This is a genomic window from Pseudodesulfovibrio hydrargyri (assembly GCF_001874525.1).
Taxonomy (GTDB): Bacteria; Desulfobacterota; Desulfovibrionia; order Desulfovibrionales; family Desulfovibrionaceae; genus Pseudodesulfovibrio; species Pseudodesulfovibrio hydrargyri.
Genome location: NZ_LKAQ01000004.1, coordinates 2,341,645 through 2,364,768 on the forward strand (window position 1 = coordinate 2,341,645; position 23,124 = coordinate 2,364,768).

The window sequence follows — 23,124 nt, forward strand, 5'->3', positions numbered from 1 at the left end:
TCGCGTCCGGCCTCTTTGAACTAGATGATTCGATTATTTGTTTTCCAACTGGGAGATCTTGTACTCGATGAACGGCTTGTCGCCGACGTTCTCACCGTCCAGCTTCTTGTAGGCGGCCAGGGCTTCGGCCTTGTCGCCCGCGGCCTCGGCGGCCAGGGCGAGCTGGCGGTAGACCGGGATGGTGTAGGCGGCGGAGGCCAGGCCGACCAGTTCCTTCATCTCCTTGAGAGCGTCCGCGCCGTTTCCGGCCAGGGCCATGGCCTTGGCGCGGCCCAGGCGGGCGACGAACTGCATCTCGCCCTCGGTCAGGCCGACCAGGGCTTCCCAATAGCCCTGGGCCTTGGCGTAGTCGCCCAGGCTCATGGCGGTCTGGGCGGCCTCCAGGGTCACTGCGGGCCGGACGGAATCCGTGACGTCCCCGAGCATGGCGTCGAGCTTGGCCAGCCGGTCGGCCCCGGTGGAGGAAACCATGATCTCGCCCAGGGCGGCCTGGGCGCTGGACTCGGCCCTGGCGCTGTAGGCCTTGTAGCCCGCGTAGGCCACGGTCACGGCCAGGATGACGCAGACCGCGGAGATCAGCTGCTTGCGGTAGGCGAACGCGGCTTCGAGGATCGGGTGCAGGGAATCGGGAGTGCGGGCCTCGATGTCGGTCAGCACGTCGGGTTGATCGGGATTGGTTGCAGCCATGGGATTTTCATGCCTCCATGAGGGTGATTTTTGTGGTAAACGGGCCGGGAAGCGAGGCCCGGCAACGCAGAGGGCTTGATAAGCAAAATTGTAAAAAAGGTCAAAGCCTATTTTGGCGGGAAGACGTAAAATAGCCAAAAACAGCGCCTGTAATCAAGCTGTTGTCTAAGTAAATAACAAAAAATGTAAATCGATCGGCGCCCGTCAATCCAAAGTGTATTCGGTCTGCAAAGACGGGAATTGACTTTATCCCCCGGAGGAGGTTAGCAAATTGGCTCGCCCAGGCAGAATTTCGTTCGGCTTCGGCGGCGACAATTTCAAGGAGAATCTTCATGGATTTACGCGAACAGATGGTGGAGATGGGCAAGCGCGCCAAGGCGGCTTCGCGCAGGCTTTCAGCGGCCTCGGGCAAGGCCAAGCGGGACGCCCTGCTGATCCTGGCCCAACTGCTGGAGTCCGAGGCCCCGGCCATCCGGGAGGCCAACCGGCTCGACCTGGACACGGCCGCCGAAAACGGCCTGGACAAGGCCCGGGTGCAGCGTCTGACCATCAGCGACAAGGTCCTGAACTCCATGATCCAGGGGTGCCGCGAGGTGGCGGCCATGGCCGACCCCGTGGGCGAGATCGAGTCCATGACCAAGCGCCCCAACGGCATGCTCGTGGGCCGCATGCGCGTGCCGCTCGGCGTGGTGGCCATGATCTACGAGTCCCGGCCCAACGCCACGGTGGACGCGGGCATCCTCTGCCTCAAGGCGGGCAACGCGGTCATCCTGCGCGGCGGCAGCGAGGCCTTCCATTCCAACAGGTGTCTGGCGGAGCTGATGCACAAGGCCCTGGAAAAGGCGGGCCTGCCCAGCGACGCGGTCCAGGTGCCGCCGACCACGGACCGCGAGGCCGTGGCCGAGATGCTCAAGCTCGAGGAGTACATCGACGTTGTCATCCCGCGCGGCGGCGAGGGGCTCATCCGGGCCGTTACCAGCCAGGCGACCATGCCGGTGCTCAAGCACTACAAGGGCGTGTGCCAGATTTTCGCCGACGCCTCCTGCGACATCGACAAGGCCGTTCCGATCATAGAGAACGCCAAGACGCAGTACCCCAGCGGCTGCAACGCGGTGGAGTGCCTGCTGGTCCACCGGGACGCGGCAAAGGCGCTGCTGCCCAGGGTGGCCGAGGCCATCGGGCCCAAGGGCGTGAGGTTCAAGGCCTGCCCCAAATCCCTGCCCCTGCTCGGCACGTACGCCGAGCCCGCCGTGGACGAAGACTGGGGCTACGAGTTCCTGGACCTGATCCTGGCGGTCAAAGTGGTCGCGGACCTGGACGAGGCCCTGGACTACATCGCGGAGCACGGCTCCAACCATACCGAGGCCATCCTGTCCGAGGACTACGCCAACTGCATGCGCTTCGTGCGCGAGGTGGACGCCTCCCTGGTGGTGGCCAACTCCTCCACACGGTTCAACGACGGCGCGCAGCTCGGCCTGGGCGCGGAGATCGGCATCTCCACCTCCAAGCTCCACGCCTACGGCCCCATGGGCATCAAGGAGTTGACCAGCGCCAAGTTCGTCCTGCTGGGCGAAGGGCAGATCAGGGAATAGTCGTTCCCCGATCCTACATAATGAATTGAACGGGCCGTCCGCAAGGGCGGCCCTTTGATTAGCCTCTGTCGGCCCGCCCCGGCCTATCCCGGGTTGCGTGCGGGCATCAGGGAAGCTATTGTCGGGACAATATAGGAGATCGGCAATGAAGATAGGCATATTGGGCGGCAGCTTCAATCCGGTGCATACCGGCCATGTGCGCATGGCCGTGGAGGTTCTGGAACAGCTCGGCCTGGACCGGGTGGAGCTGGTCCCGGCGAGCGAGCCGCCGCACAAGCGGGGGGCGGACATCCTGCCCTTCGACCTGCGCATGGAGCTGGTCCACCGGGCCATCGCGGACATCCCCGGCCTGGGGGCCAACCCTCTGGAGGCCGAGCGGCCCGGGCCGTCGTTCACCTGCGACACCCTGACCTGCTACCGCACCAAGACGCCGGAGACCGAACTGTATTTCATCGTGGGCGCGTCCACCTTTCTGGAAATGCACCGTTGGCATCGCGGGCTGGAGATTCCGGCCCTGGCCTCCCTGGTGGTGGTCAACCGCTGGGAGGCGGCCGACGACGTGGCCGGGTTCGTGACCGAACACTGGCCCGACGCGGTCATGGAGTCCGTGGGCGCGTGGCGGTTGCCCGAGGGCAACTCCATCCGGCTGCTGGACACCCCCCGCCTGGACATCAAGGGCGGGCACATCCGCCGCCGCTGGCTGGATCGCCGCAACCTGAGCCTGCTGGTCCCGGACGGGGTCCGCGACCTGCTCGAAGAGCGCGCGGGTGAGATCGAAAGCCATTGGGGCGAACGGAAGCGGGCGTAGCCGTGCAACGGCCGGGGACGGGCGCAGGCCGGGGAAATCAGGCCAGGGAGGCCCGGACCGCGTCCATGACCGTTTCGGGCGTGGTCTCGGTCATGCATTCAAAGCCGCGAACGCACTGTCTGGCCCCGTGCAGGGAGCAGGGGCGGCAGGGCAGGTCCCGTTCCAGGACCACGTCCTTCTTGCCCGCCGGATAGAATCCCCAGGCGCGGGCCGTGGGTCCGAACAGTGCGACCACCGGGGTGCCCACGCCGCAGGCCAGGTGCATGGGGCCGGAATCGCCGGTGACCAGCAGGTCGGCCCGCCCGAGCAGTCCGCAGGTCTCGCGCAGGTCGGTCTTGTTGGTCAGGTCGTGCTCGTGGCCGCTGGTCAGCGGCGTCTCGTTTCTTCCCACCACGAACCAGTTGACACCCTCGGCGTCGAGCAGGGCGGCCAGCCGGATCCAGTTCTCGGCGGGCCACTGCTTGGACGGGTGGGTGGCGTAGGGGTGCAGGGCCACGCGCGGCCCCTGGCAGGAGATCGGGGACAGGTGCCGTTCGGCGGCCCGCGTTTCGTCTTCGGTCAGAAAGATGCGCGGCAGCACGGCCTCGCGTTCGGGTGCGCTCCGGTCCAGGGCCAGGGCGTACCGTTGGGGCACGTTCAGGGCCTCGAGCCTGATGCGGAAACGGTCCGAGCGGGTACGCTCGAACAGGCGGCGGGTCAGGCCGAACTTTGGGTAGCGGCGGACACGCCCCTTCCAGCGCAGGGCCAGGATACGCGAGCGCAGAGTGCCGTGCAGGTCCACGAGCGTGCTCCCGGCGTATTGTCGGGCCAGTTCGCCGGTCCTGCGCAGCCAGCCCGCGTCGGTCAGGTCGGCCTTGGCCAGGCCGATGGTCCCGGCCAAGGCCGGGTGGTTGGCGAGCAGGGGCAGGTTGGCCTCCCTGGTAGCGAAGACGAAGGTCCGCCCGGTCCGCTCGTGCCAGTGGGACAGGACGCCGGTGGCCAGGACCACGTCGCCCATGTGCCCCAGGCGGAAGACCACGGCGGGCTGTTCGGCTGCACTCGAATTCATGCCCGTCCTGTTCGCCTCAATCGCCTTGGAAGTCAAGCCTGTTGCGTGTTGCGCAGGTCCGTGGCATCTGCTACATCCAACAGAAATGCATCGTGTTCGTTCCTCTCGTTTCCAGGAAGTGAAAAGAACCCATGGTTGAACTCATACTCGCCGTCGGCGTGGCCGTCTTTGTGTCCGCATTCTGCTCCGTGGCCGAAGCTGCGCTCTATTCCATGAGCTGGGCCGACATCCAGAAGCTCAAGGACAGCGGCCGCAAGTCCGCGGTTCTGCTCCACAAGCTGCGCTCCAAGATCGACGAGCCCATCACCGCCATCCTGACCCTGAACACCTGCGCGCACACCGCCGGAGCCGCCGTGGCGGGCTGGGCCTGGGCCAAGCTCTACGGCGAAGACACGCTTTGGCTCTTTACAGTGGGCTTTACAGTAATTATTCTCATCTTCACGGAGATCATGCCCAAGACCCTGGGCGTGCTCTATTCGGACGTGATCGCGCCGCCCCTGTCCCGGCCGCTCAAGGGCATGGTCTGGCTGTTCAAGCCGGTCATCGCCATCATGGGCGTGCTGTCCAGGGCGGTCAGTCACAGGGAGTCTAAGCCGGACCACACCGAGGACGACATCCGGGCCATCGTCAGCCTGACCCGCCGTTCCGGGGTGATCAAGCAGTACGAGGAGACCTCCATCCGGAACATCCTCTCCCTGGACTCCAAGACAGCGGAGCAGATCATGACCCCGAGGACCGTGGTCTTTTCGCTGCCCGCGGACATGACCGTGGCCCAGGCCAGGGAGGAGCATCCCAACTGGCCGCACAGCCGCATCCCGGTGTACGAGGAGGATACCGAGGACATCGTGGGCGTGGTCTACCGGCGGTTGGTGCTCGAGGCCCTGGCCGACGACCGGGACGAGCTCAAGCTGTCGGACATCATGCGCCCGGTGCGTTTCGTCCTGGAGTCCGTCACCCTGGACAAGCTGCTGGTGCAGTTCCTGGGCAGCCGCATGCACCTGGCCGTGGTCCTGGACGAGTACGGCGGAGTGGCCGGGGTGGTCACCCTGGAGGACGTGCTCGAGGAAATTTTGGGCAGTGAAATAGTTGACGAGACCGATCAGGTGGTCGATATGCGGGAACTCGCCCGCACCCAGCGGGACGAATTGACCCGCGCCCGCAACGGGTCCACCGGCGGGGACGAGAAAGAATAGCGCTCGGCGCAAGGAACCATATGGCCAAGAAGTCCAACAAAACCGTGTACGCCGTCGCCCTGGTGCTCTTCCTGGGCGGCCTTTCCTACCTCATCTTTTCCGGCCTGACCCAGGATTCGGTCTACTTCCTGAACGTGACCGAGGCCCTGGCCCAGGACCGGGCCGAAATCGGCAACGCCCGGCTGTTCGGCAAGGTCTCGCCCGCGCGGCTGGCCATCGCCGACGGCAAGCTCGGCGCCGACTTCGACCTGGTGGACAAGATGCGGCACGACAAGACCCTGCGGGTGGAATACAAGGGTGCGCTGCCGGACACCTTCAAGGCGGACGTCGAGGTCATCGTGGAGGGGAAGTTCTCCCCGGACGGGCAGGTCTTTCTGGCCCGGACCCTGGTGACCAAGTGTCCCTCCAAGTACGAGGAGAAGAGCAAGCAGATGGACATGCAGCAGGGGCAGGCCGGTTAGTGAATTTTTTTTCACATCATTGCGCCCCGGTCCTTTCCCCTCTATCGCCGTTGAACCCGCCGGACACGATCGCGGGCCAGGGGGCGACGACCCCTTTCCCCGCTCGTCGAATTTGTCGTAAGGAGCCTGTATGCATCTGACCGGATACGTCGGTTTACTCTTTTCCCTGCTCGCCTTCCTCTTCCTCGCCGGTTTCGCCGGTTTCGCCGCCTGGACCCGCAAGGGCGAGGCGCTGACCGTGGTGGAGCGGGGGCAGTTCATCGCCGCCTGCGGCGTTATCTTTTCCACGCTCGTCCTGCTGTTCGCCCTGACCGCCAGGGACTATTCCTTCCGCTACGTCTACAACAACGTGGACAACGCCCTGTCCTTCGTCTACACCCTGACCGCCCTGTGGGGCGGCCGCGAAGGGTCGCTGCTGTGCTGGGAGCTGATCATCGCCCTGTCCGGCATGATCTTCATGGTCACGCCCGGCTACCGGTCGCTCGGTTCGGACACCAAGCTCTTCTTCTGGATGTTCTTCCTGACCGTGCAGGGCTTCTTCCTGCTCCTGCTCACAGGCTGGTCCAACCCGTTCATCGAGATCGTCCCGGCCCCGGGCGACGGGCGCGGCCTGAATCCGCTGCTGCGCAACCCGGGCATGATCTTCCATCCGCCGCTCTTGTTCATGGGCTTCGCCCTGTATACCATCCCGGCCTGCGCGGCCCTGGCCTCGAGCATCGCCGGGGAGAAGAAGTCGTGGATCAAGGTGGTCCGCAACTGGAACGTCCTGTCCTGGGTCTTTTTGACCGCGGGCATCGTCCTGGGCGGCTGGTGGTCCTACATGGAGCTCGGCTGGGGCGGCTACTGGGCCTGGGACCCGGTGGAGAACGCCTCCCTGATCCCCTGGTTCGCGGGCACCGCCGTGTTGCACACGTCGATCATCGAATCGCGGCGCAACGCCCTGCAGCGAACCAACGTCTTCCTGATGTCCCTGACCTTCATCCTGTGCATCTTCTCCACCTATCTGACCCGCTCCGGCGTGATCGACTCCCTGCACACCTTCGGCGCGTCCGGCGTGGCCCAGCCCCTGTTCTGGTCCATGGTCGCGACTCTGGTCGTCACCCTGATGGTCACCTTCCTGTCCGAGCGGCCGACCCACCGCACCCTGTCCGATTTCCTGAGCCGCCAGGGACTGCTGGTCATCACGGCCTGGTTCCTCCTGGCCCTGGGACTGGTGGTCACCCTGGGGACCATGTGGCCGGTCATCAGCCGGTTGTGGACCGCCTCGCCCATGGGGCTGGACGCCCACTTCTACAATCGCGTCTGCCTGCCGTTCATGGCCCTGCTGGTGCTGCTCTTCTGCTTCTGTCCCTGGCTGGGCTGGAAGGGCGGCATCCGCGACAAGAAAGGGTTCATCGCGGTCAGCGCCGTGCTGGTGGTCGCGTTCGCCGCGTTCTACCTGTCGGGCGTGACCAACGTGCTGGCCGCCCTGACCGCCGCCGCTTCGGTGGCAGCCCTGGCCGGCATCGGCCTGCTCTTCGCCCTGTACCCGGCCGTGCGCGCCATGCGCCAGTCCTGGGGGGCCTACGGCGTGCACCTCGGCCTGGTGCTCCTGGCGCTGGGCGTGGCCTTTTCCGGGCCGTACAAGACCGAGCGCGAGGTGGTTCTTGCCCAGGGGGAATCCGTGTCCATCGGCGAGTTCACCGTGACCTACGCGGGATTGCGCGAGGACCGCAACGTGGGCGACATAGAGGTCCGGGCCACGGCCACCCTGGCGGTCACCAAGGACGGCCGGGACGTGGGCGTGCTCCAGCCCGACAAGCGCATGTACAAAAACTTCCCCAACCAGCAGTTCGCCGAGGTGGGCACCATCCCGAGCCTCGGCGACGAGCTCTACGCCACGCTGCTCGGCCTGACCGAGGACAACAAGGCGAGCTTCAAGATCAGCGTCAATCCGCTGGTCAACTGGATATGGATCGGCGGGACGATCATGTGCCTGCTCGCCTTCCTGCTGCTCAAGCGCACGCCCAGGCCCGGCGAGGTCAGGTAATGGCGGGACCGGGCAAACCCCTGCTGACCGTCAGGCGGGCGGCCAAGTTCTTCGGCAGCAAGCTCGTCTTCAAGGAGATCTCCTGCGAGGTCCGTTCCGGCGAGATTCTGCTGGTGGCCGGTCCCAACGGCGCGGGCAAGTCCACGCTCATGCGCATCATGGCCGGACTGAGCAAGCCGTCGGCGGGCGAGGTCCTGCGCGGGCTCGAGCCCGAGGAGACGGCCTATCTGGGTCACGCCACCTTCATCTATCCCGGGTTGACCGCCCTGGAGAACCTGCGCTTCTGGGCGTCCATGTACGGCCTGTCGCCGACCCGGGACGAGCTCATGGCCCTGCTCAAGCGGGTGGGGCTGGAGCGGGCGGCCGAGGAAAAGGCCGGAGCGTTCTCGCGCGGCATGGCCCAGCGGCTGAACCTGGCGCGCGTCTACCAGGCGGACCCCAAGCTCATCTTTCTCGACGAACCCGGCACCGGCCTGGACCCGGCCTCGCTGAAGCGGCTGCGCGCAGAGATCGCCGGGCTGCGCGACCACGGCACGGCCATCGTCTGGATCAGCCACCATGTGGCCGAGGACGCGGCCCTGGCCGACACGGTCCTGGCACTGGGGGGACGCAGGGTGGAATATTTCGGCCCGGCCTCGGACTTCACCCCGGAGGGCGCATGCTGAAGCGCACCCTGGTCATGGCCAAAAAGGACCTCAAGCTTTCCCTGTCCGGGGGCCAGGGACTGGTTCAGGCGGTCCTGCTCGGCCTGTTGCTGATCTTCCTGTTTTCGCTGTCCAAGCCACTGGGCGGGGCCATCTCGCCCCAGGCTGCGGGCGCCATCTTCTGGCTGGCCTCGGCCTTCGGCCTGGTCCTTGTCTTCAACGACCTGTTCGCCATCGAGGAGATGAACGGCGCGCGCATCGGCATCCTGTCCTCGCCCGCCCCGGTGCACGCGGTCTGGCTGGGCAAGGGGCTGGCCGGGTTCGGCCTGCTGTTCGTCTCGCAACTGGTGTTTCTGCCCGCCACGGCGGCCTTTCTGGGCCAGTCGGTCCACGGCCCGTGGTGGCTGCTCTGGGTCACGCTGTTGGGCGCGGACCTCGGGCTGGTCATCATCGGCGCGTTGCTTGGGGCGCTCTCCCAGGGCCAGGCGGCCCGCGAGTCGCTGCTCTCGGTCATCGTGTTCCCCTTGCTGCTGCCCGTGCTCCTGTCCGGCATCACCCTGTTCGGCCTGTGCTTCTCGCCGGAGCACACCATGGGCTACGGCCAGTGGCTGGGCCTGATTTTCGCCTTCGACTGTCTGTTCGGCGGGGCCGGGCTGTTCCTGTTCCCGTTCGTCTATAGTGGGGAAGAGTAGTTATGAAAGTTTCCATCCTGGCCATCCTGGCGGGCATCGCGCTGGTGGCGCATCAGGCCATGATCTGGTTCTACGCGCCCATCGCCCAGTCCGGGCCCGTGCAGAAAATCTTCTACATGCACCTGCCGTGCTCCTGGTGGGCCCTGGTCTCCTTTTTCGTGGTCTTCGTGGCCTCCATCCTCTACCTGTTCTCGCGCGACGACCGGTACGACAGGGTGGCGGCCGGAGCCGGGGAGCTGGGCGTGCTCTTCGCGACCATGACCCTGATCTCCGGATCCACCTGGGCCCGGGCCGAGTGGGGCCACTGGTGGCTGTGGGACCCGAAGCTGACCACCGCCCTGATCATGTGGTACGTCTACGCCGGATATCTGGTCCTGCGCGGCACCCCCATGGGCCGCGACCGCAAGGCCCTGGTCTGCGCCGTGCTCGGCATTGTCGCCTTCCTGGACGTGCCGCTGGTCTTCTTCGCGGCCAAGCTCTGGGGCAGCGCCCATCCCGACGGCCTGGCCCGCCAGGGCTCGGGCATGGAGGCGCGCATGTGGCATACGGTTTTCGCCGGGCTCTTCGCCTTCGGGCTGCTTTGGGGCGCCATGCTCCTGACGCGCATCCGCCAGCTCGGTCAGAAGGCCCGGCTCGAGGCCATGCTCGTCTGGGACGAGGAATAACATCGTAAGCAAAACGAGAGGATACACCATGTCCGCAACCGTCTATATTTTCATAGCCAACGTGGCTGTCTGGCTCGGCGTGGCCGGATATCTCGCCTTCCTGGCCTCGCGCTCCGCCGGTCTGGAAAAGCGCATCCGCCAACTGGAACTGCTGGGGGACGACCATGACGGATAGCCGCGTCCCGTTCGGCCGCAAGGCCGTCGTCCTGGCCGTGTTCCTGGCCCTGGCGGCCATGTTCGCGACCAGCTTCCTGTACCGCATGAACAACCCCAATCTGTTCGTGAAGTCCCAGGCCCCGCGCAGCTTCGCCGAGGAAGGCGGAGAGCGGGGCGGCCAGGGCGCGCCCGCCATGGGCGGAGCCATGAACGGGGCCATGTCCCGGGTCAAGGAGTACATGGAGCGGGTCAAGGGGAATCCCGAGGATGTGGAGGCCCTGGTCGGGCTGGGCAACTCGTTTTTGATGATGCGCGCCTGGGACCGCGCCCTGGAGCCCCTGGAAAAGGCCCGCAGCCTCAGGCCGGATGACGCCACGGTGCTCAAGGCCGTGGGCATCGCCTATTTCAACAAGGAGGAGTACGCCAAGGCGAGCGAGGCGTACGAGACCATCCTCAAGGTCGACCCGCAGGACACCCTCGCGCTTTTCAATTTGGGCGTGATTAACAAGCATTATTTCAAAAAACCGGACATTGCCCAAACATACTTCGAAAAGGTCCTGGCTTTGGAAAAACAAGATGCGGAAATGCTCAAGCTGGCCCGCGAGGAGTTGGGGAAATAAGATCGTCAATCATTCAAGACTGTTGAGTTCCGCAACACAGCCCCGGATATGATTGACAAGAACCTGAAAATAACTACAATGTCACATTCCGTGGCTTTATCCGCCGGAGACGGTATTTCCGGCGGCCTGCTGGTAAACACATTGAGTGGTACGAACCCTTATACATTTCGAGGAGAGGTAGCATGAGAGTCAAACTGAGTCTGATTGCTCTGTGTCTCGTCATGGCGGCCATGCTGGCGGCCTGCGGCGGCGAAGCGAAAAAGGATGAGAAGAACGACAAGAAGGCCGACGTGGAGACCGGCGAGGTCGCCGCTCCGGCCAAACTCGTCCTCGGCGTTGCCGGCGCCCACTCCGGCGACCTGGCCTCCTATGGCCTGCCCACGGTCAACGCCGCCAAGCTGGTGGCCGAGAAGATCAACGCCGCCGGCGGCGTGAACGGCGCCATGGTCGAGGTCGTGCCCCAGGACGACCAGTGCAAGCCCGAACTGGCCACCAACGTCGCCACCAAGCTGCTCTCCGACGACGTGAAGATCGTGCTCGGCCACATCTGCTCCGGCGCCACCAAGGCCGCGCTGCCCATCTACCTGTCCGGCAAGATCGTGCTCATGTCCCCGTCCGCCACCAACCCGCCGCTGACCCAGTCCGGCGAGTACCCCAACTTTTTCCGGACCATCGCTCCGGACGACGCCCAGGCCGCCCTGGAAGTCGCCTTCGCCAAGTCGCTGGGCCTGAAGAAGGTCGCCATCATCCACGACAAGGGTGACTACGGCAAGGGCTTCGCCTCCTTCTGCAAGCAGTTCATCGATGCCGACCCGGACATCGAGCAGGTCCTGTTCGAGGGCGTGACCCCCGGCGCCGTGGACTACTCCGCCGTGGTCCAGAAGATCAAGAGCTCCGGCGCCGAGGGCGTCATCTTCGGCGGCTACCATCCGGAGGCCTCCAAGATCGTCACCGGCATGCGCAAGAAGGACATGGACATTCCTTTCATGTCGGATGACGGCGTGAAGGACGACACCTTCATCAAGGTCGCCGGCAAGTACGCCGAGGGCGTCTACGCCACCGGTCCCATGGATTTCTCCGCCAATCCCCTGTACCAGGAGGCCGTGGCCGCCCACAAGGCCAAGTTCGGCACCGATCCCGGCCCGTTCTTCCCCGAGGCCTACTCCGCGGCCCTGGCCCTGCTGAACGCGGTCAAGGTCGCCGGCGGCACCGATTACGACAAGATGATCGATGCCCTGCACACCTCCTATGTCGAGACTCCGGTCGGCAAGATCAAGTTCGACGCCAAGGGCGACGCCGAGGGCGTCGGTTTCGCCGTCTACCAGGTGAAAGACGGCAAGTACGCGGAAGTCAAGTAGATATAGGCTTCCGAACGGATTAGACCAGGGGACGGGCCAAAGCCCGTCCCCTGGATTTATTTAATGAACAGGGATCACGACAATGGAATATTTCCTTGAGCTGTTCATGGGTGGGCTCACCCGAGGCAGCATCTACGCTCTGATCGCGCTGGGCTACACCATGGTCTACGGCATCATTGAGCTGATCAACTTCGCCCACGGCGAGATCTACATGATCGGGGCCTTCACCGGGCTCATCGTGGCCGGGCTGCTGACCATGCTGGGCTTCCCGGGGTACGCCATCCTGGTCATCGCCATCGTGTGCGCGGTCATCTGGGCCGCGGCCTACGGGTTCACCATCGAGAAGATGGCCTACAAGCCGCTGCGCAACGCCCCCAGGCTGTCCCCGCTCATCTCCGCCATCGGCATGTCGATCTTCCTGCAGAACTACGTCATGCTCGCCCAGACCTCGGACTTCCTGCCCTTTCCCGAACTCATCCCGCATTTCGCCTTCATGGAAAAGATGGGCTCGATCATGAGCTCGGCCGAGCTGGTCATCATCCTGGCCACCGTCGCCTCCTGCGTGGGACTGACCCTGTTCATCAAGTTCACCAAGCTGGGCAAGGCCATGCGGGCCACGGCCCAGAACCGCAAGATGGCCATGCTGGTGGGCATCAACGTGGACATGGTCATCTCCGCCACCTTCGTCATCGGCTCCAGCCTGGCGGCCGTGGGCGGCGTGCTCATCGCCTCGCACATCGGCCAGATCAACTACTACATAGGCTTCATCGCGGGCATCAAGGCGTTCACCGCCGCGGTGCTCGGCGGCATCGGCTCCCTGCCCGGGGCCATGCTCGGGGGCCTGGTCCTCGGCCTGACCGAGGCGTTCGCCACCGGCTACGTCTCCTCGGACTACGAGGACGTTTTCGCCTTCCTGCTGCTCGTCCTCATCCTGATCTTCAGGCCGTCGGGCATCATGGGCAAGGAAAAGACCCAGAAGGTCTAACCGGGATCATCGCGGCCCTCGCGGCCGCTCACCGTGAAGGAATATACAGTGAGCATCGATAGCAAAACCATGAACCAGAGCTTCATCAGGTTCTTTTTGACCGCAGGGTGCGACGGCTACGCCCACGCGGTCAGAAAGTCGCTGCTGGTGGCCCTGTGGTTCGTCTTCCTGACCTTCCCGATCATGGTCATCCGGGTGAACACCATCGAGAACACGGTGGTCTGGCACTGGAGCAGGATCGGGTACGTGGCCCTGGCCATCTTTTTCGGCTCCTTTGTCTGGCGCTGGCTGCTGGCGCGCAAGGAACTCAAGAAGGACGACACCCGCAACGAGACCAGGGTGGAGTCCCTGCTGACCCAACTGCAGTCGCACCCGATCTTCAAATTCACCGCCCTGGGCCTGCTGGCCCTGGCCGCCGCGGTCTATCCCTGGGTCTTCGACCTCTACCAGACCAACATCATGATCTCCTGCCTGGTCTACATCGTGCTCGGACTGGGACTGAACATCGTGGTCGGCCTGGCCGGTCTGCTCGACCTGGGCTACGTGGCCTTCTACGCCGTGGGCGCCTACGCCTACGCCCTGTGCAACATGCACTGGAACATCGGCTTCTGGTACATGCTCCCGGTGGGCGCGGTGCTCGGGGCGATCCTCGGCATCCTCCTCGGCTTCCCGGTCCTGCGGCTGCGCGGCGACTATCTGGCCATCGTCACCCTGGGCTTCGGCGAGATCATCCGGCTGGTGCTCGAGAACTGGGGCGACGTGACCATGGGTCCCTCGGGCATCTCCTCCATCGCCAGGCCGGGGCTGTTCGGCGTCAAGCTCGGCGTGGTCGGGTCCACCCAGTACATGTTCTACATCATGGTCGCCCTGATGGTCCTGACCATCTTCTGCGTCAACCGGTTGCAGAACTCCCGCATCGGGCGCGCCTGGCTCGCCCTGCGCGAGGACGAGATCGCCTGCCAGGCCATGGGTATCGACAAGATGAAGACCAAGCTCATGGCCTTTGCCCTGGGCGCCACCTGGGCCGGCATGGCCGGGGTGGTCTTCGCGGCCAAGACGACCTTCATCAATCCGGCCTCGTTCACCTTCTGGGAATCGGCCATCATCCTGTCCATCGTGGTCATTGGCGGCATGGGCTCCATCCGGGGCGTCATCGCCGGGGCCGTCATCCTCATCCTGGTGCCCGAGTACCTGCGCGAGTTCGCCCAGTTCCGCATGCTCCTGTTCGGGTCCATTATGGTCCTGGTCATGGTTTTCCGGCCTCAGGGACTGATCAGCGCCAAGCGCAAGGTCTACGAGTACAAGGCCGCAGAGGCGGAGGCCGTCCATGAGTAATCCTGTCCTGAACGTCAACGCCGTGAGCAAGGACTTCGGCGGCATCCGCGCCCTGGACGAGGTCGATCTGGTGGTCAACGACAAGGAGATCGTCGCCCTCATCGGCCCCAACGGGGCGGGCAAGACCACCTTCTTCAACTGCATCACCGGCATCTACACGCCGACCAGCGGCGACGTGATCATCGATCCCGAGGCCAAAGGCAAGACCCGGCGCATCAACGGCAAAAAGCCCAACATCGTGACCGAACTGGGCATGGCCCGGACCTTCCAGAACATCCGCCTGTTCCCGTCCATGACCGCGCTGGAAAACGTCATGATCGGCACCCACTGCCGGACGAAGTCCTCCATCTGGGGAGCCATCTCCCGCAACGGGGCCACCCGCCGCGAAGAGCAGGCGGTCATCCGGAAGGCCTACGACCTGCTGGAGCTGGTCGGGCTCAAGGAGTTCGTCAACGAGCTGGCCATGAACATGCCCTACGGCAAGCAGCGCCGGCTCGAGATCGCCCGCGCCCTGGCCACGGACCCGTTCCTCCTGCTCCTGGACGAGCCCGCCGCGGGCATGAATCCCCAGGAGACCCGGGACCTGGAGGAACTGATCGTCAGCATCCGCGAAAAGTACGGCATCTCGATCATGCTCATCGAGCATGACATGAAGATGGTCATGTCCATGTCCGACCGCATCTACGTCCTGGACTACGGACGCATGATCGCGGACGGCACGCCCGAGGAGATCGCGGCGAATCCGGAGGTCATCAAGGCCTACCTCGGGGAGGAACACGATGACTAGGATGCTCGAACTGAAAAACGTCAACAGTTTTTACGGAAACATCCAGGCCCTGTACGACGTCAACCTGCATGTCGACCGGGGCGAGATCATCACCCTGATCGGGGCCAACGGAGCGGGCAAGTCCACCACGCTGATGACCATCTGCGGCGTGGTCCAGGCCCGACAGGGCCAGGTCCTGTACCAGGACGAGGAGATCACCAGGCTCGCGCCCAACGCCATCGTCCGGCAGGGCATCTGCCAGGTGCCCGAAGGACGCCTGATCTTTCCGGAACTGACCGTCCAGGAGAACCTGGACATGGGCGCGTTCATGCGCTCCAACAAGGCCGAGATCAAGCGGGACATGGAGTACTGCTTCGACCTCTTTCCCATCCTGGCCCGGCGGCGCAGGCAGCAGGGCGGTACCCTGTCCGGCGGCGAGCAGCAGATGCTGGCCATCGGCCGCGCGCTCATGGCCCGGCCCGCGCTTCTGCTTCTGGACGAGCCGTCCATGGGGCTGGCCCCGCTGGTGGTCAAGCAGATCTTCGAGATCATCAAGAAGGTCAACAGCGAGAACAACACGACCATCTTCCTGGTGGAGCAGAACGCCAATCTGGCGCTCAAGATCGGCCACCGGGGGTACGTCATGGAAAACGGGAGGGTCGTCCTTTCGGACTCCTGCGACAAACTGCTCGCGAACGAGCAGGTGAAACGGGCCTACCTGGGTCTATAATGGAAAACACCGAGGCCGGGCGCTACGCTCGGCCTCGTCATATATGGTTAGCAAAAACGCTCTGGAGGAATGACATGAGCAAAATACTCGATAAAGCATTGACCTTTGACGATGTCCTGCTGTTGCCGGGCTATTCCAACGTCCTGCCCAACGCGGTCGACGTGTCCACCTACCTCACACCTGGGATCAAACTGAACATTCCGCTGATCTCCGCGGCCATGGACACGGTCACCGAGTCGCGCATGGCCATCTCCATGGCCCGCCACGGCGGTGTCGGCGTGATCCACAAGAACATGTCCGTGCGCGAGCAGGCGAGAGAGATCGACCGGGTCAAGAAGTCCGAGTCCGGCATGATCTCCGACCCCATCACCGTGCACCCCGACGACGACCTGGGCAAGGTCAAGGCGATCATGAGCGAGTACCGCATTTCCGGCCTGCCCGTGGTCAAGGGCGACCACCTGGTCGGCATCATCACCAACCGCGACATCCGCTTCGTCCAGGACGACAAGTCCCTGGTCTCCGAGCTGATGACCTCCCGCGACCTGGTCACCGTGCCCGAGGGCATCGACAACGAGGAGGCTAAGCGCAAGCTGCACCAGCACCGCATCGAGAAGCTCCTGGTGGTCGACGAGGAGAACCGGCTCAAGGGGCTGATCACCATCAAGGACATCAACAAGCACAAGAAGTACCCCGACGCGGTCAAGGACTCGCGCGGCCGCCTGCTGGTCGGCGCGGCCATAGGCATCGGCAAGGACTGCCTGTCCCGGTCCGAGGCCCTGCTGCACGCGGGCGCGGACTTCCTGGTCCTCGACTCGGCCCACGGCCATTCCGAGAACATTCTCAAGTCCACGCGCGAACTGCGCGCCACCTTCCCCGACCTCCAACTGGTGGGCGGCAACGTGGCCACCTACGAGGGCGCCAAGGCACTCATCGAGGCGGGCGTGGACACGGTCAAGGTCGGCATCGGCCCCGGCTCCATCTGCACCACCCGCGTGGTGGCCGGGGTGGGCGTGCCCCAGATCACGGCGGTCATGGAGGCCAGCCGCGCGGCGCGCGAGGCCGACAAGTGCATCATCGCGGACGGCGGCATCAAGTACTCCGGCGACGTGGTCAAGGCGCTGGCCGTGGGCGCGAACACCTGCATGATGGGCTCGGTCCTGGCCGGCACCGAGGAGTCCCCGGGCGAGACCATCCTGTACCAGGGCCGGACCTACAAGCAGTACCGGGGCATGGGCTCCATCGACGCCATGAAGAAGGGCAGCTCGGACCGCTACTTCCAGGAGAAGTCCAAGAAGCTGGTCCCCGAGGGCATCGTCGGCCGGGTGCCGTACCGCGGCAAGGTGGGCGAGTCCCTGTACCAGTTCATCGGCGGCCTGCGTTCCGGCATGGGCTACACCGGTTCGGCCAACATCGCCGAGTTGTTCGAGAAGTCCAAGCTGGTCCAGATATCCTCGGCCGGACTGCGCGAATCCCACGTCCACGACGTGACCATCACCAAGGAATCCCCGAACTACCGCGGCGACGGCTAGCCGCCGGTGCCGGGCTCGGGAATGGTAATTCGCCTTTTCATTTCTCCCATTGTGAATTAGAGAGAAACGCATGCAAGACAACAGAGTTCTCATCCTTGATTTTGGCAGTCAGTTCACCCAGCTGATCGCGCGCCGAGTGCGCGAGGCCGGGGTATATTCCGAGATCCACCCCTGCAACGTCGACCCCGAACGGGTCAAGGCGTTCAAGCCCTCGGCCCTGATCCTGTCCGGCGGCCCGTCCAGCGTGCTGGAAGGCGGCTGCCCCGAATTGAACATGGAATACCTCGAGATGGGCATTCCCGTGCTGGGCATCTGCTACGGCATGCAGCTGCTGGCCCACAATCTCGGCGGCCGGGTGGTGGCTTCCACCGACCGCGAATACGGCCGGGCCCAGTTCTACGCCCAGAACGACTCCATCCTGTTCGACGGGGTTGAGGACAAGGACGACCTGACCGTGTGGATGTCCCATGGCGACCGCGTCGAGGCCCTGCCCGACGGGTTCGTGCCCATGGGCAAGTCCGACTCCATCGAGTTCGCGGCCATGGGCAACGTCGAGAAAAAGATCTACGCCCTGCAGTTCCACCCCGAGGTGGCCCACACCACGGACGGCTCCCTGATCATCCAGAACTTCCTGTTCAAGGTGGCCGGACTGAAGGCGACCTGGTCCATGTCCTCCTTCGTGGACACGACCATCGAGGCCCTCAAGGAGCAGGTCGGCGACGCCAAGGTCGTGCTCGGCCTGTCCGGCGGCATCGACTCCACCGTGGCCGCGGTCATGCTGCACAAGGCCATCGGCAAGAACCTGCACTGCATCTTCGTGGACAACGGGCTGCTGCGCATGGGCGAGCGCGAGGAGGTCGTCGGTTTCCTGGCCGAGCACTTCGACCTCAACGTCAAGATGGTCGACGCGTCGCAGGAGTTCCTGGCCGACCTCAAGGGGGTCGAGGACCCGGAGAGGAAGCGCAAGCTCATCGGCTACAAGTTCATCGAGGTCTTCGACCGCGAGGCCAAGGCCATCGAGGGCGTGAAATTCCTGGGGCAGGGCACCCTGTACCCGGACGTCATCGAATCCGAATCCTTCAAGGGCCCCTCGGCCGTGATCAAGTCCCACCACAACGTGGGCGGCCTGCCCGAAAAGATGAACCTCAAGCTGGTGGAACCCCTGCGCGAGCTGTTCAAGGACGAGGTGCGCCGCGCGGCCTACGAGCTCGGCCTGCCCGAGCACATCATCTGGCGCCAGCCGTTCCCGGGCCCGGGCCTGTCCATCCGCGTTATCGGCGAGGTGACCGAGGAGCGGCTCCAGATTCTCCGCCTGGCCGACAGGATCGTCCAGAACGAGATGCTGGCCTCGGACTGGTACCGCAAGGTCTGGCAGGGCTTCGCCGTGCTCCTGCCGCTCAAGACCGTGGGCGTCATGGGCGACGACCGCACCTACGAAAACGTCATCGCCCTGCGCATCGTCGATTCCCTGGACGCCATGACCGCGGACTGGTCCCGGCTCCCCTCGGAGCTGCTGGCCCGCATGTCCAACCGGATCATCCGCGAGGTCAAGGGCGTCAACCGGGTGGTTCTGGACATCTCCTCCAAGCCGCCGAGCACCATCGAGTGGGAATAGCCCGAGAGATTAACCGATTACCCAGGTGAGCATATGTTTGGAATAGGCGGACCCGAATTATTGATTATCTGCGTGGTGGCGCTCATCGTCATCGGCCCTCAGAAGCTGCCCGAACTGCTCCGTTCCCTGGGCAAGGGCGTGGCTGAGTTCAAGCGCGTCGGCAACGAGGTCAAATCCACCCTGGACGACGAGGTCACCAAGGCCGAGGCCGCTGCCCGCAAGAAGGAAGTGGACGCCGAGCTGGCCCGCCGCAAGGCTGAAAAGGCCAAGCAGGAGGAGGCCGCCGAATCCGCCGCCGAGGCCCCGGCTGCCGAATCCGCTGCCGAGGCCCAGGCCGAAACGGCGGGTGAAGCTGAGCCCGAAGAGAAAAAGGCCTAGGTTTCAATGAGTTCCGAGAAAGACGACGTCAAAGGGCCCGAAGAGGAGCCCGTCTCCAGCCAGGCCGTCGAGCCGGAGGAAGACCCGACCCTGATGGACGTGGAGCCGTCCGAATCCGCCGGGGCCGAGACCTGCGACGCCCCTGAAGAGGAGACTTCCTCCGGGAGCGATGAGGGCGGCGACGAGGTTGCCGCGCCCGAACCGCCCGAGGTGTACGCCGCCACGGCCGTCCCGGCCGAGGGCGGCGACGGGGGAGGTTCGGACACCGGTGCGGCTTCCGCCGTATCCGACGACGAGCCGGAAGATGAGGACGACGAAGACGACGAGGACGCGGATCCCGAGGACGGCGAAGGGGCCCAGATGTCCCTGCTCGACCATCTCGGCGAACTGCGCTCCCGCCTGACCCGCGCGGCCCTGGCCGTGTGCGTGGGCATGGTCGCCTGTTATTCCTTTGCCTCGCAGATGTTCGACATCCTCATGCAGCCCATGGTGGACGTCTTTCAGAAGCAGGCCGCGGCCACCGGCCCGCTGCTCACCCCGGAGTTCTACCAGCAGTTCGGCGCTGTCTTCGAGAAGATGCTGGCCGCCAACGGGTTCAACCACCCCGAGCAGATGCAGATATTCATGGGCGCCCTGCAAAAGGCGCTCATGGCCGTGGCCAGGGAGGGGCATTTCCAGTACACCTATCCGGCCGAGGCCTTTTTCGCGCACATAAAAATATCCATCGTGGCCGGTCTATTCCTGGTCAGCCCGTACGTGTTCGCCCAGATATGGGGGTTCATCGCCCCGGGCCTGTACGCCCACGAGCGCAAATGGATGGTGCCCATGGCCCTGTTCTCGGGCATGTTCTTCACCGGCGGCGCGCTGTTCGGCTATTTCCAGGTCTTCCCCTACGCCTTCGACTTTTTCGCAGGGTTCTCCAACGAGGGCATTCAGTTCGTTCCCAAGCTCAACGAATATCTAAGTTTCTGTCTGAAGCTCCTGTTCGCCTTCGGCCTTGTATTCGAGCTGCCCCTGTTCATCTTCTTCCTGGCACGGCTGGGCATGGTCTCGTCCACGGGGCTGCGCAAGAAGCGCAAGTATGCCATCCTGTTCGCCTTTGTCCTGTCGGCCATCCTGACCCCGCCGGACCCCTTCACCCAGTGCCTCATGGCCGGGCCCCTGATCGTCCTTTATGAGGTCGGCATCTGGGTGGCCTTCTTCTTCGGCAAGAGGGAGAAACGCCATCTGCAGAAGCAGGCCCAGGCCGAGGCAAAGGCCCAGGCCGAACTGGACGCCGTGGCCGAAAAGGGCGGCGACGAGGACGGAGAAGAGACCCCCTAGCGACCGCATCCTGGGCGGGCATCGCAAAAGTCGGTGCCTGCCCTGTTTATTTTTCTAGTCTTTTCCTCTATGTATGGGGACGACGCTCAAGTTCTACAGGAAAGGAGTGCGCCATGCGCCAGGCCACAGTGGCTCGGACCACCAAGGAAACGGACATATCCCTGACCCTGAATCTCGACGGTGAGGGGAAGGTCGCGGTCGACACCGGCATCGGGTTCGCCGACCACATGCTCACCCTGTGCGCCTTCTGGGCCGGGTTCGACCTGGACCTGACCTGCAAGGGGGACCTGGAGATCGACACCCACCACAGCCTGGAGGACGTCGGGCTCTGCCTGGGCCAGGCCCTTGCCGAGGCCCTGGGCGACAAGCGGGGCATCAACCGCGTGGCTTCGGCCAAGGTCCCCATGGACGAGGCGTTGGCCGAAGTGGTCGTGGACCTCTCGGGCCGCCCCTACATCGTCTACGACGACGCCCTGTTGCCCGACCTCATCGCGGGCGACGAGAAGGACGTCTGGCGCGAATTTTTGAAGTCCCTGGCGTACAAGGCGGGCATGAACCTGCACGTCAAATTCGAGTACGGCCAAAACGGCCATCATCTGCTGGAAGCGGCCTTCAAGGCCCTGGGCCTGGCCCTGTCCAAGGCGGCCACCGTCGGGCGCAAGGGGGTCTCCAGCACCAAAGGGAGTCTCGACTGATGAAACGTTCCGCTGTCTTTACCGTCCTGGCCCTGTCGTGTCTGGTCCTGCTGGCCGTGGCCGGTTGCGGCAAGTCCACCCGGACGGCCGCCGTGCCGCGTCCCGAGGGCAAGCTGGCCGTGGCCGGGTTCTCCAATCCCACCTTCAACTGGGAACTTCTGGCGGGCTATCTCGACGAAGAGGGCAAGCCCGCGCCCGCAGGGACCGTCGAGACCCTGAACATGATTCTGGCCGACACCCTGCAGCAGCACCAGGTCTTCGATTACATCACCCCGGACGCCGTGCGCCAGTGCGAGGACGTGGTTGTGTTCGAGGACTCGGGCAAGCCCCGGGTGTCCGCGTGGAAGTACTGGCTCGGCGTGGGCAAGTGCATCCAGGCCGATTTTCTGCTCGTCCCGCAGCTGACCACCTGGCGCGAGCGCGTGGGCAGCGACGCGGGCGTGGAGACCCCGGCCTCGGTGGCCATCGACTTCTACCTGATCGATGTCAAGAACGAGCGGATGCTCCGCTCCCGCTACGAGGAGACCCAGCAGTCGCTGCTGGAGAACCTCTATAACGCCAAAAAGTTCGCCGCCCGCGGCGGCAAGTGGGTGACCGCCACCCGCCTGGCCCGCGACGGCATGGACGAGAAACTCACGGAACTCGGATTATGATTCCGATGCGCGTAGAATAATACTCGCCAAACACTCGGATTGAATAAAATCAAGGGGTTAGCTGTATGTTTCAGCTAGCCCCTTTTTCGTGTTTTCTGACTGTCTGCCAACCAGAAATGCCAGCCTGCGTGGTTGGCAGCGTTAGGCTGATTTGGTTTGAGGTGATTCTTTCAGCTAATACCAGCTGGTTTTTGCTGACGAGTTCAGTGAAAACTGGATGGTTTTTTGTGGCGTGTTGAGCTGTGACTGGAAAGCCGGTTTACCGGCTATTTAGTTTTGCTTCTATCTCTACTACGTGGCTTTTCAAAGAAAAGATTGATAGAATATAGAAGTTTTGAAAACTGTTAACTAGGAAGCCGTCACTGTATGAAAGGTATCTCAATTCTGACGATCAAAAAGCTCTATGCAATGTCAGGCAATGAATGTGCAATGCCCGCTTGTGATACAAAATTATTTTCCAAGGCAGGAGTTTTTCTTGGGGAGATTTGCCATATCAATGCTAAAAATAGAAATGGTTCAAGGTTCGATCCAAACCAATCAGACGAAGAGCGAAACGGTTATGACAACCTTCTAATTCTTTGTCCTAACTGCCACACGATTATTGACAGTCGGGAAGATTGGTATCCCGCCGAAGCCCTGAGAGAGATTAAGAAAATTCATGAAAGTAATCGTGGACGAAAAGAAAATGATGAAGACATGTTTAAAGCACAGCAGATTTTAAATACCTCAGCGGCTGTGAATGTCAGCAATTCAAGTAATGTGGTGGTAAATAGTCCTGGAGCTAAGCAGACTACCATTTTACAATTCAAGACACCCAAGAAGGCATCTCCATCGATCATTCCTCCTTCTGATAGTGTCGCAAATGATCGTTTATCTCGTTCATATATAAAACATTTGATTGATCGTTATAACGACTTTGCAAGCAAGAATAAGAACCGAAGGGCAAAATTTAGCTATGCTGTTATTTACAGTAGCATCCAGAAGCAGTTTGGAACGAAGTGGGATTTATTGAGTGTAAATGATGTCGAAGCATGTGCTGAGTTTGTTCAAAAGAAAATTGATAATACGATTCTAGGAAAACTCAATAAGTCAAAGGGGCGCAAGAATTATTCAAGCTTTAGTGAGTGGAGTGAAATGTATCCAAATTTGAAGCAATCTTAAG

24 protein-coding genes are annotated in these 23,124 nt (G+C 63.2%); 22 read left to right on the forward strand and 2 right to left on the reverse strand.

What is annotated here, in order from left to right; all coding sequences use genetic code 11:
- Positions 1-33 precede the first annotated feature (33 nt).
- The gene (locus BerOc1_RS15095) at positions 34-687 is read right to left on the reverse strand and encodes a YfgM family protein (RefSeq protein WP_071546482.1); all 654 of its coding nucleotides are present in this window, start codon (positions 685-687) and stop codon (positions 34-36) included.
- A 332-nt stretch (positions 688-1,019) separates the two neighbouring features.
- Here BerOc1_RS15095 and BerOc1_RS15100 point away from each other — a divergent pair, with 332 nt between their 5' ends.
- Both BerOc1_RS15100 and nadD read left to right on the forward strand, forming a co-directional pair.
- Positions 1,020-2,279 (forward strand): glutamate-5-semialdehyde dehydrogenase, encoded by a 1,260-nt coding sequence (locus BerOc1_RS15100; RefSeq protein ID WP_071546483.1) that lies wholly within the window; start codon positions 1,020-1,022, stop codon positions 2,277-2,279.
- Positions 2,280-2,424: 145 nt separating this feature from the next.
- Positions 2,425-3,087 (forward strand): nicotinate (nicotinamide) nucleotide adenylyltransferase, encoded by a 663-nt coding sequence (gene nadD / locus BerOc1_RS15105; protein WP_071546484.1) that lies wholly within the window; start codon positions 2,425-2,427, stop codon positions 3,085-3,087.
- Between the two features lie 37 nt (positions 3,088-3,124).
- Here the strand turns inward: nadD and BerOc1_RS15110 are convergent, their stop codons facing one another.
- Positions 3,125-4,135: a glycosyltransferase family 9 protein gene (locus BerOc1_RS15110; RefSeq protein ID WP_071546485.1), complete on the reverse strand. Its 1,011-nt coding sequence runs from the start codon at positions 4,133-4,135 to the stop codon at positions 3,125-3,127.
- A 131-nt stretch (positions 4,136-4,266) separates the two neighbouring features.
- Here BerOc1_RS15110 and BerOc1_RS15115 point away from each other — a divergent pair, with 131 nt between their 5' ends.
- The 20 genes from BerOc1_RS15115 (at position 4,267) to BerOc1_RS18930 (ending at position 23,123) form a co-directional block, all read left to right on the forward strand.
- Positions 4,267-5,328, forward strand: a complete 1,062-nt coding sequence (locus BerOc1_RS15115) for a hemolysin family protein (protein ID WP_071546486.1) — start codon at positions 4,267-4,269, stop codon at positions 5,326-5,328.
- A 20-nt stretch (positions 5,329-5,348) separates the two neighbouring features.
- The gene (locus BerOc1_RS15120) at positions 5,349-5,789 is read left to right on the forward strand and encodes a cytochrome c maturation protein CcmE (protein WP_071546487.1); all 441 of its coding nucleotides are present in this window, start codon (positions 5,349-5,351) and stop codon (positions 5,787-5,789) included.
- A 130-nt stretch (positions 5,790-5,919) separates the two neighbouring features.
- Positions 5,920-7,818 (forward strand): heme lyase CcmF/NrfE family subunit, encoded by a 1,899-nt coding sequence (locus BerOc1_RS15125; protein ID WP_071546488.1) that lies wholly within the window; start codon positions 5,920-5,922, stop codon positions 7,816-7,818.
- The gene (locus tag BerOc1_RS15130) at positions 7,818-8,483 is read left to right on the forward strand and encodes an ABC transporter ATP-binding protein (protein ID WP_071546489.1); all 666 of its coding nucleotides are present in this window, start codon (positions 7,818-7,820) and stop codon (positions 8,481-8,483) included. The genes BerOc1_RS15125 and BerOc1_RS15130 overlap by 1 nt, the downstream gene beginning before the upstream one ends.
- Positions 8,477-9,154: a heme exporter protein CcmB gene (locus BerOc1_RS15135; protein WP_071546490.1), complete on the forward strand. Its 678-nt coding sequence runs from the start codon at positions 8,477-8,479 to the stop codon at positions 9,152-9,154. Before BerOc1_RS15130 ends, BerOc1_RS15135 begins: the two co-directional genes overlap by 7 nt.
- A 2-nt stretch (positions 9,155-9,156) precedes the next feature.
- Entirely contained in the window at positions 9,157-9,819 is a 663-nt protein-coding gene (locus BerOc1_RS15140; protein ID WP_071546491.1) for a cytochrome c biogenesis protein, read from the forward strand.
- A gap of 28 nt (positions 9,820-9,847) precedes the next feature.
- Positions 9,848-9,994: a CcmD family protein gene (locus tag BerOc1_RS15145; protein WP_014323935.1), complete on the forward strand. Its 147-nt coding sequence runs from the start codon at positions 9,848-9,850 to the stop codon at positions 9,992-9,994.
- Entirely contained in the window at positions 9,984-10,595 is a 612-nt protein-coding gene (locus BerOc1_RS15150; RefSeq protein ID WP_071546492.1) for a tetratricopeptide repeat protein, read from the forward strand. The genes BerOc1_RS15145 and BerOc1_RS15150 overlap by 11 nt, the downstream gene beginning before the upstream one ends.
- 182 nt (positions 10,596-10,777) lie before the next feature.
- A complete protein-coding gene (locus BerOc1_RS15155; protein WP_071546493.1) occupies positions 10,778-11,953 on the forward strand; it encodes a branched-chain amino acid ABC transporter substrate-binding protein in 1,176 nt (391 codons plus the stop codon).
- An 82-nt stretch (positions 11,954-12,035) separates the two neighbouring features.
- The gene (locus BerOc1_RS15160) at positions 12,036-12,938 is read left to right on the forward strand and encodes a branched-chain amino acid ABC transporter permease (RefSeq protein WP_071546494.1); all 903 of its coding nucleotides are present in this window, start codon (positions 12,036-12,038) and stop codon (positions 12,936-12,938) included.
- A gap of 69 nt (positions 12,939-13,007) precedes the next feature.
- On the forward strand, positions 13,008-14,273 hold the full coding sequence (gene livM, locus BerOc1_RS15165; RefSeq protein ID WP_071547147.1) for a high-affinity branched-chain amino acid ABC transporter permease LivM: 1,266 nt from the start codon (positions 13,008-13,010) through the stop codon (positions 14,271-14,273).
- Positions 14,266-15,060: an ABC transporter ATP-binding protein gene (locus tag BerOc1_RS15170; protein WP_071546495.1), complete on the forward strand. Its 795-nt coding sequence runs from the start codon at positions 14,266-14,268 to the stop codon at positions 15,058-15,060. Before livM ends, BerOc1_RS15170 begins: the two co-directional genes overlap by 8 nt.
- Position 15,061: 1 nt before the next feature.
- Entirely contained in the window at positions 15,062-15,769 is a 708-nt protein-coding gene (locus BerOc1_RS15175) for an ABC transporter ATP-binding protein (RefSeq protein ID WP_071546496.1), read from the forward strand.
- A gap of 74 nt (positions 15,770-15,843) precedes the next feature.
- A complete protein-coding gene (gene guaB / locus BerOc1_RS15180; RefSeq protein WP_071546497.1) occupies positions 15,844-17,298 on the forward strand; it encodes an IMP dehydrogenase in 1,455 nt (484 codons plus the stop codon).
- Between the two features lie 70 nt (positions 17,299-17,368).
- Complete coding sequence (gene guaA / locus BerOc1_RS15185) at positions 17,369-18,913, forward strand: glutamine-hydrolyzing GMP synthase (protein WP_071546498.1); 1,545 nt, start codon at positions 17,369-17,371, stop codon at positions 18,911-18,913.
- 33 nt (positions 18,914-18,946) lie between these two features.
- Positions 18,947-19,291, forward strand: coding sequence for a Sec-independent protein translocase protein TatB (gene tatB, locus BerOc1_RS15190; RefSeq protein ID WP_071546499.1), 345 nt, complete (start codon positions 18,947-18,949; stop codon positions 19,289-19,291).
- A 6-nt stretch (positions 19,292-19,297) separates the two neighbouring features.
- A complete protein-coding gene (gene tatC, locus BerOc1_RS15195) occupies positions 19,298-20,614 on the forward strand; it encodes a twin-arginine translocase subunit TatC (protein WP_071546500.1) in 1,317 nt (438 codons plus the stop codon).
- A 113-nt stretch (positions 20,615-20,727) separates the two neighbouring features.
- Positions 20,728-21,309: an imidazoleglycerol-phosphate dehydratase HisB gene (gene hisB, locus BerOc1_RS15200; RefSeq protein ID WP_071546501.1), complete on the forward strand. Its 582-nt coding sequence runs from the start codon at positions 20,728-20,730 to the stop codon at positions 21,307-21,309.
- Entirely contained in the window at positions 21,309-21,962 is a 654-nt protein-coding gene (locus BerOc1_RS15205; RefSeq protein WP_071546502.1) for a hypothetical protein, read from the forward strand. The genes hisB and BerOc1_RS15205 overlap by 1 nt, the downstream gene beginning before the upstream one ends.
- A gap of 366 nt (positions 21,963-22,328) precedes the next feature.
- Positions 22,329-23,123 (forward strand): HNH endonuclease signature motif containing protein, encoded by a 795-nt coding sequence (locus BerOc1_RS18930; protein ID WP_071546503.1) that lies wholly within the window; start codon positions 22,329-22,331, stop codon positions 23,121-23,123.
- The last annotated feature ends 1 nt before the right edge of the window (position 23,124 follow it).

Excerpts from the sequence above, each read along its gene's own strand:
- BerOc1_RS15095 (WP_071546482.1), bottom strand. The coding sequence starts at position 687 with ATGGCTGCAACCAATCCCGATCAACCCGACGTGCTGACCGACATCGAG.
- BerOc1_RS15100 (WP_071546483.1), top strand. The coding sequence starts at position 1,020 with ATGGATTTACGCGAACAGATGGTGGAGATGGGCAAGCGCGCCAAGGCG.
- nadD (WP_071546484.1), top strand. The coding sequence starts at position 2,425 with ATGAAGATAGGCATATTGGGCGGCAGCTTCAATCCGGTGCATACCGGC.
- BerOc1_RS15110 (WP_071546485.1), bottom strand. The coding sequence starts at position 4,135 with ATGAATTCGAGTGCAGCCGAACAGCCCGCCGTGGTCTTCCGCCTGGGG.
- BerOc1_RS15115 (WP_071546486.1), top strand. The coding sequence starts at position 4,267 with ATGGTTGAACTCATACTCGCCGTCGGCGTGGCCGTCTTTGTGTCCGCA.
- BerOc1_RS15120 (WP_071546487.1), top strand. The coding sequence starts at position 5,349 with ATGGCCAAGAAGTCCAACAAAACCGTGTACGCCGTCGCCCTGGTGCTC.
- BerOc1_RS15125 (WP_071546488.1), top strand. The coding sequence starts at position 5,920 with ATGCATCTGACCGGATACGTCGGTTTACTCTTTTCCCTGCTCGCCTTC.
- BerOc1_RS15130 (WP_071546489.1), top strand. The coding sequence starts at position 7,818 with ATGGCGGGACCGGGCAAACCCCTGCTGACCGTCAGGCGGGCGGCCAAG.
- BerOc1_RS15135 (WP_071546490.1), top strand. The coding sequence starts at position 8,477 with ATGCTGAAGCGCACCCTGGTCATGGCCAAAAAGGACCTCAAGCTTTCC.
- BerOc1_RS15140 (WP_071546491.1), top strand. The coding sequence starts at position 9,157 with ATGAAAGTTTCCATCCTGGCCATCCTGGCGGGCATCGCGCTGGTGGCG.
- BerOc1_RS15145 (WP_014323935.1), top strand. The coding sequence starts at position 9,848 with ATGTCCGCAACCGTCTATATTTTCATAGCCAACGTGGCTGTCTGGCTC.
- BerOc1_RS15150 (WP_071546492.1), top strand. The coding sequence starts at position 9,984 with ATGACGGATAGCCGCGTCCCGTTCGGCCGCAAGGCCGTCGTCCTGGCC.
- BerOc1_RS15155 (WP_071546493.1), top strand. The coding sequence starts at position 10,778 with ATGAGAGTCAAACTGAGTCTGATTGCTCTGTGTCTCGTCATGGCGGCC.
- BerOc1_RS15160 (WP_071546494.1), top strand. The coding sequence starts at position 12,036 with ATGGAATATTTCCTTGAGCTGTTCATGGGTGGGCTCACCCGAGGCAGC.
- livM (WP_071547147.1), top strand. The coding sequence starts at position 13,008 with ATGAACCAGAGCTTCATCAGGTTCTTTTTGACCGCAGGGTGCGACGGC.
- BerOc1_RS15170 (WP_071546495.1), top strand. The coding sequence starts at position 14,266 with ATGAGTAATCCTGTCCTGAACGTCAACGCCGTGAGCAAGGACTTCGGC.
- BerOc1_RS15175 (WP_071546496.1), top strand. The coding sequence starts at position 15,062 with ATGCTCGAACTGAAAAACGTCAACAGTTTTTACGGAAACATCCAGGCC.
- guaB (WP_071546497.1), top strand. The coding sequence starts at position 15,844 with ATGAGCAAAATACTCGATAAAGCATTGACCTTTGACGATGTCCTGCTG.
- guaA (WP_071546498.1), top strand. The coding sequence starts at position 17,369 with ATGCAAGACAACAGAGTTCTCATCCTTGATTTTGGCAGTCAGTTCACC.
- tatB (WP_071546499.1), top strand. The coding sequence starts at position 18,947 with ATGTTTGGAATAGGCGGACCCGAATTATTGATTATCTGCGTGGTGGCG.
- tatC (WP_071546500.1), top strand. The coding sequence starts at position 19,298 with ATGAGTTCCGAGAAAGACGACGTCAAAGGGCCCGAAGAGGAGCCCGTC.
- hisB (WP_071546501.1), top strand. The coding sequence starts at position 20,728 with ATGCGCCAGGCCACAGTGGCTCGGACCACCAAGGAAACGGACATATCC.
- BerOc1_RS15205 (WP_071546502.1), top strand. The coding sequence starts at position 21,309 with ATGAAACGTTCCGCTGTCTTTACCGTCCTGGCCCTGTCGTGTCTGGTC.
- BerOc1_RS18930 (WP_071546503.1), top strand. The coding sequence starts at position 22,329 with ATGAAAGGTATCTCAATTCTGACGATCAAAAAGCTCTATGCAATGTCA.